We start from the raw sequence: 7,694 nt of genomic DNA, 5'->3' as shown, positions 1-7,694 counted from the left end.
CCCCACGTGGCCCCGACCGATCGGCCAACCGCTTACCAGCCACACCAGCACCGTGGCGTCGGTGGCGTTCACGGCCGACGGCTGCACCCTTGCCACCGGGAGCTTCGACGGAACGGTTCGGCTGTGGGACGTCACCGACCCGGCCAACGCCCGCCAACTCGGCCAACCCCTCACCGGCCACACCTCCGGCGTGTGGTCGGTGGCGTTCACGGCCGACGGGCACATCCTCGCCACCGGAAGCTTCGACAAGACGGCGCAACTCTGGCGAACGCGCTGAAGCCGCTTGCCCTACAGCCGACAGGCTAAGTCTGCTCAGGTCAGACGTTGCCACTACGTACACCTGCGTAGGTAACAGCGCTCCGGTAACCGCAATCACCACGTGATCTGAGTCACCATTCGCTCTCTAGTTCGCCGTTTTGCTGCGGCCACTGGATATCGAAGTCGCGGCGGTACTCGACCACGTTCGGGGCGGTCCGTGCGGTGCGGCGGCGGTGGGCGCGGATGCTCGCGGCAGCCCTGACCGGCCGTCCGTTCGCCACCGACGACACCGGCGGCTACGTGGCGGTCGATGAGTTCGGCCGGCTCGACGGCGACCCACAGACCGTGGTTCTCGGGTCCTGGCGCTATGCCGGCCGTGGCCGCGATCCCGCGTCGGGTGGTGGGTCGTGAGGCGGCGGGGTGGTCCGCTGCCGGGTGAGAGGGCGCTGCCGTTCGACCTCGAACCGGCCGGCTCCGGCGAACCTGTCGGACAGGTGGCCGTGGGGGAGATGAGCACCGTAGGTGCCGCTCCCGCTGTTGACCCTCTGCCCGTGCCCGTGCCCGTGCCTGTGGTGTCGGTCGACGCTGTCGCGGCGGACGCGGGTGGGGTGGGTGGGTGGGCCCCCGCTGCGGGCGCGGTGGACGTCGAGCCGGCGGCGCCGGATGGCGCCCTGGCCGTGCCGGTGGCCTCCGAGGTGCTGCCCGTGCGGGCGTCTGCGCTGCCGGATGTGGAGGCGGTTCGGCGTTGGGTCGGTGAGCAGCTCGCGCGTGCCCCGGCGCCGAGTGACGCGAAAGCGGCGTCGATCGTCGCTGTCCTGACCAGCCTCGCGGCCGGTGCGAGCGGGGAAAACGGGCGCGTGCCGCGACACCCCCGACGCTGAGATCGGGGGTGTCGCTGCCTGCTCGGGTCAGGCGGGGGCTTCGTCGGTCCAGTGGATGCGGACGCGGGTGATGTCGAACGGGCGGCGGCCTTGCTTGCCCGGGGTGATCTCGATGCGGTCCACCACGTCCGTCAGCACCTTGCGCGCGGCCGTCAACCCGCCTGGCGTCGTGGTGTCAGCGGTCTCCCAGATGCGGGCCGCGTCCGGGCCGGCGAGCGACGCTCGGACCCGACGCTGACCACGGATCTTCCGATCAAGCTCCGCGATCTCCCCGAGAATGATCTTCTCGGTGCGGCCGGCCAGCTCCAACGTCATCTCCTCAGCCGCGACCTGGGCGGCCAACTCGTCGAGGCGGCGTTCCTTCGCGGCCCGCTGCTCGACCAGCCCCGCCGGGGTGTCCTCCTTGGGCTCCAACGGCTGGCGGGCCAGATAGTCGCCCACCGCCCAGCGGATCGCTTCCTCCAGCGCTACCCCGTCGATCGACGTCGGCCCCTCGCAGTCGCGCACGGTCCGCCTACGCGACATCGTCAACGGCGCGTGGTTGTACCGGTAGCCCTCGCCCAACGGGACCGGGCGCAGCTTCGACTGACACACCGCGCAGACGACGACCCCCGCCAGCAACCGGCGGGCTTTCGTCCCGGTGCTGAGGCGTCGGCTCGCGGTGTCCAACGCGACCTGGACCGCGTCGAACTCGGCATCGGACAGCAGAGCGGGAAACTGGCCTTTGCGCTCGATCCGTGACCAGCCACCCTGGCCCGTCGGCTCGGCATACCAGCCGGCAAGCCGCGGGTTACGCATCATCTGACGCAGCACGGTCATCGACCACAACGTCGGCTCGTGCTCGTGATGGGTCTTGCCCGGCCCAGGGATCTCCCGACGGTTCAGGTCCGCGCAGATCTTCCCCGTCGCCTCACCCGCCGAGAGCCGCCGCGCGATCTCTCGCACGACCGTGGCCGCCTGGTCGTCCACCACCCACGTCACGATGATCTTCTTGCCGTTCGGGGACAGGCCGACAGTACGGCGCCACCCATACGGACGGCCGCCTCCGGACCACTCGTGGGCCTCGCGCTTGCGGGCATGCCAACGCAACATCCGGTCGGTGATCTGCTCGGACTCGTTGACTGCGTCCGTGGCCTTGTCCCGAAACGCCACCCGACCGGCCGTGGTCGCCAGGTCATAGACCGTCGAGCCGCCCGTGATGTCGATCGCCACGACCGAACCGGCAGCCTGGCGCATCAACCGAGAGAACGCGGCCACGGCCACTTCCTCCCGGTTCAGCCGGGAAGCCTCCACGACCAGCACCATCGGCACGTCGCCGCTGTCCGCGATATCGGCGATCATCCGCTGATAGTCCGGCCGGACAACATCGTCACGGCTCGCCGTGATCCCGTTGTCGCAGTAGAACTCGGCGACCGTCACACCGTGCACGGCAGCCCACGACAAGATCAGTTGCCGTTGGGCCTCCACGCCCAACGCTTCGCCCGTCTGGTCGACCGACCGACGCAGATACGCCACATACCGCAACGGACGACCCACCATGCGATCAAACCTACGGCCCGACCGCGACCGAGAAACCTGTACCACCTGAGACATCGGTGCGCAGTCCGCGATCATGACCCCCGAGGGCGCCGAGACGAGCCGAAGATCGCCGGTTGCGTAGGCCATCCGACCCCCGAGACCAGCCTCGAAGATCACAACAGCGCAGGTACGCCGGTTTCGGACGCCCGCTATCCGCGGTACCTATCAACGCGCCTGCCGACTCGTGCCGCTGCCTGGGTGACGACGAGCTGGACCAGGACGGCGGCCACGAGCGCCGCGGAGAAAGCCAGAAACGTGCCGGCCGGGCCGACGAGCTCCGCGACCAGGAAGCAGAACGTCGCGAAACCAGTCAGGCCACGCAGCACGCCGCGCAGCAGTGTGGCCGTCGGCGGGTGGCCGGCCTGGGCCAGCGTGAAGGCCGCGACAACGCTCGTGGCGATGGGAAACGGCGCGAGCACGCCGGTGAGGCGGGGGCCGAGGGTGGCGGCGGCTCCCGTGAGCGAAAGAACGAGAAAAGCCGTCGCGAGCGCCCGGCCAGGAAGATCCCACCTCGGCGGCGCGGGCAGGGTCGGCCCTCCGTTGACGGGGTGCGCCGCCGGCATCACCGCGACGGCGGTACCCGTCGCCAACAGCGCGAGAAGAAGTCCGATCGGCGGCGGTACCACGAGCGACGACAGGGCGAGGTCGGCGGTGAGGCTCGCGCACCAGCCGAGCGCCAGGCTGCTTTTCCACCCCAGCGTCCGGGACTCGTAGGCGAACACGACGGCGAACAGGGCGAGCGTCACCAGTCCGAGCAGTGCGGCGTTCGCGGCCTGGGCGGCGAACTGCCGGCCGTGCTGGAGGTCGGTGATGAGCAGGATCGGGCCGGCGACGACCGGCAACGCGACCAACGTGCCCGCCAGCGCCGGCCCCCACCGCCGTCCGGCGAGGGAGGACGCCACGACCAGCAGCGGTGCGAGCAGGAGTTTCAGCGCCAGCGTCACGGTTGTTCCGTCACCTGGCCATGGATCGCGGGCGGCCCGGTTCGCGCCTGGACACCGTGGCGGTCGGGGCGGTGGGCGCCCCTGAGGGGCGGTCCGCGTGCGAAGGTGTCCCCGGGAAAGGCCGGCGGCGGCACGGTCGCCGAGGGCGCGGAGCCGCTTCGCGAGGTCGCTGGGCGAGCGGGGAAAGCGGGCTGGGATGAGCCGAAGACGGCGGGTGTTCCTGACCGGCGCGACCGGCAACTGGGGCCGCCGGGTCCTGCGCGAGTTCGCCGCAAGGGCGGACCGGTTCGACGTCGTGGCCCTGGTGCTGCCGACCCGGGGCGAGCGCGCCGCCATCGCGGAGTTCGCCGACCTGCCGAACCTGCGGGTCGTCTGGGGTGACCTGACGGACTACGACGCCGTCGAACGATGTGTGCGCGGCAGCGACTACGTCCTGCACGTCGGCGCCATCGTCTCCCCGCAGGCCGACGACCAGCCGGAGCTCACCCACCGGGTGAACGTCGGCGGGACCCGGAACATCATCAGGGCGGTTCAGGCCCAGGCCGATCCCGGCGCGATCAGCGTCGTCATGATCGGTTCGGTGGCCGAGACCGGCGACCGGAACCCGCCCTATCACTGGGGCCGGGTCGGCGACCCGCTTCGGGTCTCCCAGTTCGACGAATACGGACAGAGCAAGATCATCGCTGAGCGGGCCCTGGTCGAGTCCGGGCTGCCGCGCTGGGTGTGGCTGCGCCAGACCGGGATCTTCCACTCCGGAATGCTGGAGATCCGCGACGCGATCATGACCCACGTGCCGTTCGCCGGCGTGATGGAGTGGGCGACCGCCGAGGACTCGGCCCGGCTGCTCGCCAACATCTGCGAGGACGGCGTGCCCGAGCACTTCTGGGGCCGGGTCTACAACATCGGTGGCGGCGCCGCCTGGCGGCTGACCAACTGGGAGATGCAGGTCCGGCTGGGCACCACCCTCGGGGTGACGGACATCCGGCGCTGGTATGACCGCAACTGGTTCGCCACCCGCAACTTCCACGGCCAGTGGTACACCGACTCCGACGACCTGGAGAGCCTCGTTCCGTTCCGGCGCGACACGGTCGACGACGCGCTGGCCCGGGCCGTCGGGGCGTGTCCGCGATCGGTGCGCCTGGCGGGGAGGATCCCGGCGGCGGTCGTGAAGAATCTCGTGATCGGCCCGCTCACCCGGCAGCCGCGGGGAAGCATGGCGTGGATCCGGGCCGACGACGACGCGCGCATTCGGGCGTATTTCGGTTCCCGCGCGGACTGGGAGGCGATCGGCGACTGGTCCACCTTCCAGATCCCGACGCCGGACCGTACTCCCCGCCTGCTCGACCACGGCTATGACGAGTCGAAGGATTCGGCTGCCTGGACCGACGACGACTTCGCCGCCGCCGCCGCCTTCCGCGGCGGCGAGCTGCTGTCCGAGAACCTGCCGGCGGGCGACGTCACGGCACCGCTGCGCTGGCGGTGCGCCGACGGGCACGAGTTCACCGGCAGCCCCCGCCTCGTCCTCACCGCCGGGCACTGGTGCCCCGACTGTGTCCGGGACCCAGCGGGCTACGCCAAGCAGGCCGTGGCCAACCGGTTCCTGGCCCAGGTCGAGCCCACCTCGTAGGTCACCGCGTAGGTCACCGACTGCGCTCGACCCGGCCCTCGTCCCAGACCGGCTCAGCGGTCTCCCTGACCTGACCGTCCATGCCGAACGCCAGGAACCGGTCGAAGGTACGCGCGAACCAGCGGTCGTGGGTGACCGCGAGGACGGTGCCCTCGAACGACTCCAGCGCCGTCTGCAGCGCCTCGGCGGATTCCAGGTCGAGGTTGTCGGTCGGCTCGTCGAGCAGCAGGGCGGTGCTGCCGGCCAGTTCCAGCAACAGGATCTGGAACCGCGCCTGCTGGCCGCCCGACAGCTTCTCGAACGGCAGGTCGCCCTGCGGTTCGAGCTCGTAGCGGCGCAGCATGCTCATCGCGCCGCCGCGGTTCTTGGCGTGGTCCTTCCAGAGAATGTCGACGAGGGTGTGGCCGGCGAGCTCCGGATGGGCGTGGGTCTGCGCGAAGTGCCCCGGCACGACGCGTGCCCCCAGCTTCCACTGGCCGGTGTGCGCGACGGGCTGGCCGGCGAGCAGCCGCAGCAGGTGCGACTTCCCGGAGCCGTTCGAGCCGAGGACCGCGACCCGTTCGCCGTAGAACACCTCCAGGTCGAACGGGCGCATCAGCCCGGTCAGCTCCAGCCCGGCGCACGTCAGCGCGCGCACTCCGGTCCGGCCGCCCCGCAGCCGCATCCGGATGTCCTGCCGGCGCGGCGGCTCCGGCGGCGGGCCGATCTCCTCGAACTTGCGCAGCCTGGTCTTCGCGGCGTGATAGCGCGACGCCATGTCGGGGCTGCGAGCGGCGTACTGCTGCAGGTCGGCGACGAGCCGCTTCAGCTGGGCGTGCTTCTCGTCCCAGCGCCGGCCCAGCTCCTCGAACCGTTCGAAACGCTGCTGACGGGCCTCGTGGTACGTCTCGAAGCTTGCGCCGTGCACCCACACGTCGGAGCCGGCCGGGCTCGGCTCGACACTGACGATCTTCTCGGCGGCGCGGGACAGCAGCTCCCGGTCGTGCGAGACGAACAACACCGTCTTGCGCGTCGTCTTCAGCTGTTCTTCGAGCCAGCGCTTACCCGGCACGTCGAGATAGTTGTCGGGCTCGTCGAGGAGCAGCACCCCGTCCGGCCCGCGCAGCAGCGCCTCCAGGACGAGGCGTTTCTGCTCCCCGCCGGACAGCGTCCTGACCTCGCGCCACTGCGCCCGCTCGTACGGCGTGCCGAGCGCGGCCATCGTGCACGTGTCCCAGACGGTCTCGGCGTCGTAGCCGCCGACCTCGGCCCAGTCGCTCAGCGCCTGCGCGTACTGCAGCTGCGCCGGCTCGTCGTCGCGCTCCATCATGGCCAGCTCGGCCGCGTCGACCTGGCCCGCCACCTCCCGGACCCGCGGCTCGGCCACCGAGACCAGCAGGTCACGGACCGTACGCTCGTCGCGCACCGACCCGACGAACTGCTGCATCACGCCGAGCCCGCCGCTGACGACGACCGTCCCGCCGTGCGGCTTCAGCTCGCCCGACAGCAGCCGCAGCAGCGTCGTCTTGCCGGCCCCGTTCGCGCCCACCAGGGCGGTCTTCGCGCCTTCTCCCACCCGGAAGGACGTGTCCGAGAACAGCACCCGCCCGTCCGGCAGGTAGTACTCGACGTGCGCCACTTCCAGATGCCCCATGAGCGGATCCTCTCGGCCGTGCCACGGCCTGGCAAACCCTTAGATCCGTCGGGGCGCCGCGGCCGGCGACGGTTTCGTGATCGTCCGGGTCTGGCCGAGCGGGCGGTGGACGTAATCTTCCCGCAGGGCAGGAACGACATGCACTACCGCGTGTCATGCTGTCCTACCAGCCCAGGCCGGTAGGAACCTGGCCGAAAGTCCGATCGCGACCGATACCCGGACAGATCGGACGGAGCACCGAAAGGACGACCGAGCCCCATGCAGAGCGTGGCCGAGCTGCCGGCACATGCGGCGGCCGAGCCTGGCCAGACCGTCTGGCCCGTCCTGCTCGTCGAGGACGACGACGGCGACGCCTTCCTCGTAGAGGAACTGCTCCAGGAGACCTCGGCCCCGATCCGGCTGCTACGGGCGGTCAGCATCGCCGAGGCTCGCGTCAAGGCCGCCGGGGCCCGGTGCATCCTGCTCGACCTCGGGCTGCCGGACAGCCACGGCCTGTCCGCCCTGGAAACCCTGCGCGCCATCGCCCCGGACGCCGCGATCGTCGTCCTGACCGGCCTGGCCGACGAACACCGCGGCGTCGAAGCCATGGCGGCCGGCGCCCAGGACTACCTGGTCAAAGGCGAGAGCGACGGCAAGGGCCTGGTCCGGGCGGTGCGCTACGCCATCGAGCGCCGCGCCGCCGAGCAGGCCGCCCGCGACCTGCACGAGTCGCAGCTGCGAGCCGAGGAGAACGCCCGGCTCGAACGCGGCCTGCTCCCCACCCCACTGCTACG

8 protein-coding genes are annotated in these 7,694 nt (G+C 71.0%); 5 read left to right on the top strand and 3 right to left on the bottom strand.

What is annotated here, in order from left to right; translation table 11 throughout:
* From I6A60_RS38195 to I6A60_RS38185, 3 genes are all read left to right on the top strand, one after another.
* On the top strand, positions 1-277 hold a 277-nt coding region (locus tag I6A60_RS38195), incomplete at its 5' end, for a WD40 repeat domain-containing protein (protein ID WP_374113491.1).
* 107 nt (positions 278-384) lie between these two features.
* Positions 385-669 (top strand): replication initiator, encoded by a 285-nt coding sequence (locus I6A60_RS38190; protein WP_374113493.1) that lies wholly within the window; start codon positions 385-387, stop codon positions 667-669.
* A 140-nt stretch (positions 670-809) separates the two neighbouring features.
* Positions 810-1,139, top strand: a complete 330-nt coding sequence (locus tag I6A60_RS38185; RefSeq protein WP_203024781.1) for a hypothetical protein — start codon at positions 810-812, stop codon at positions 1,137-1,139.
* Positions 1,140-1,166: 27 nt separating this feature from the next.
* Here I6A60_RS38185 and I6A60_RS38180 read toward each other — a convergent pair whose 3' ends face one another.
* Positions 1,167-2,678, bottom strand: coding sequence for a recombinase family protein (locus tag I6A60_RS38180; protein WP_203024780.1), 1,512 nt, complete (start codon positions 2,676-2,678; stop codon positions 1,167-1,169).
* A 188-nt stretch (positions 2,679-2,866) separates the two neighbouring features.
* Positions 2,867-3,661 carry a hypothetical protein gene (locus I6A60_RS38175; RefSeq protein ID WP_203024779.1) on the bottom strand — a complete coding sequence of 265 codons (795 nt, stop codon included), beginning with the start codon at positions 3,659-3,661 and terminating at the stop codon, positions 2,867-2,869.
* Between the two features lie 196 nt (positions 3,662-3,857).
* Here I6A60_RS38175 and I6A60_RS38170 point away from each other — a divergent pair, with 196 nt between their 5' ends.
* Positions 3,858-5,288: an NAD(P)-dependent oxidoreductase gene (locus I6A60_RS38170; RefSeq protein WP_203055838.1), complete on the top strand. Its 1,431-nt coding sequence runs from the start codon at positions 3,858-3,860 to the stop codon at positions 5,286-5,288.
* A 13-nt stretch (positions 5,289-5,301) separates the two neighbouring features.
* On the opposite strand, the gene I6A60_RS38165 is transcribed toward I6A60_RS38170, so the two are convergent.
* On the bottom strand, positions 5,302-6,921 hold the full coding sequence (locus I6A60_RS38165; protein WP_203017220.1) for an ABC-F family ATP-binding cassette domain-containing protein: 1,620 nt from the start codon (positions 6,919-6,921) through the stop codon (positions 5,302-5,304).
* Between the two features lie 258 nt (positions 6,922-7,179).
* Here I6A60_RS38165 and I6A60_RS38160 point away from each other — a divergent pair.
* A partial coding sequence (locus I6A60_RS38160; RefSeq protein WP_203017221.1) for a response regulator occupies positions 7,180-7,694 on the top strand: 515 nt, incomplete at its 3' end.

The organism is Frankia sp. AgB1.9, assembly GCF_016786355.1.
In the GTDB taxonomy this organism is placed as follows: domain Bacteria; phylum Actinomycetota; class Actinomycetes; order Frankiales; family Frankiaceae; genus Pseudofrankia.
This window is presented reverse-complemented; position numbering and strand designations above follow the sequence as displayed.

Coding starts and splice junctions, on each gene's coding strand:
- I6A60_RS38165 (WP_203017220.1), bottom strand. CDS start 6,921: ATGGGGCATCTGGAAGTGGCGCACGTCGAGTACTACCTGCCGGACGGG.
- I6A60_RS38180 (WP_203024780.1), bottom strand. CDS start 2,678: ATGGTGGGTCGTCCGTTGCGGTATGTGGCGTATCTGCGTCGGTCGGTC.
- I6A60_RS38170 (WP_203055838.1), top strand. CDS start 3,858: ATGAGCCGAAGACGGCGGGTGTTCCTGACCGGCGCGACCGGCAACTGG.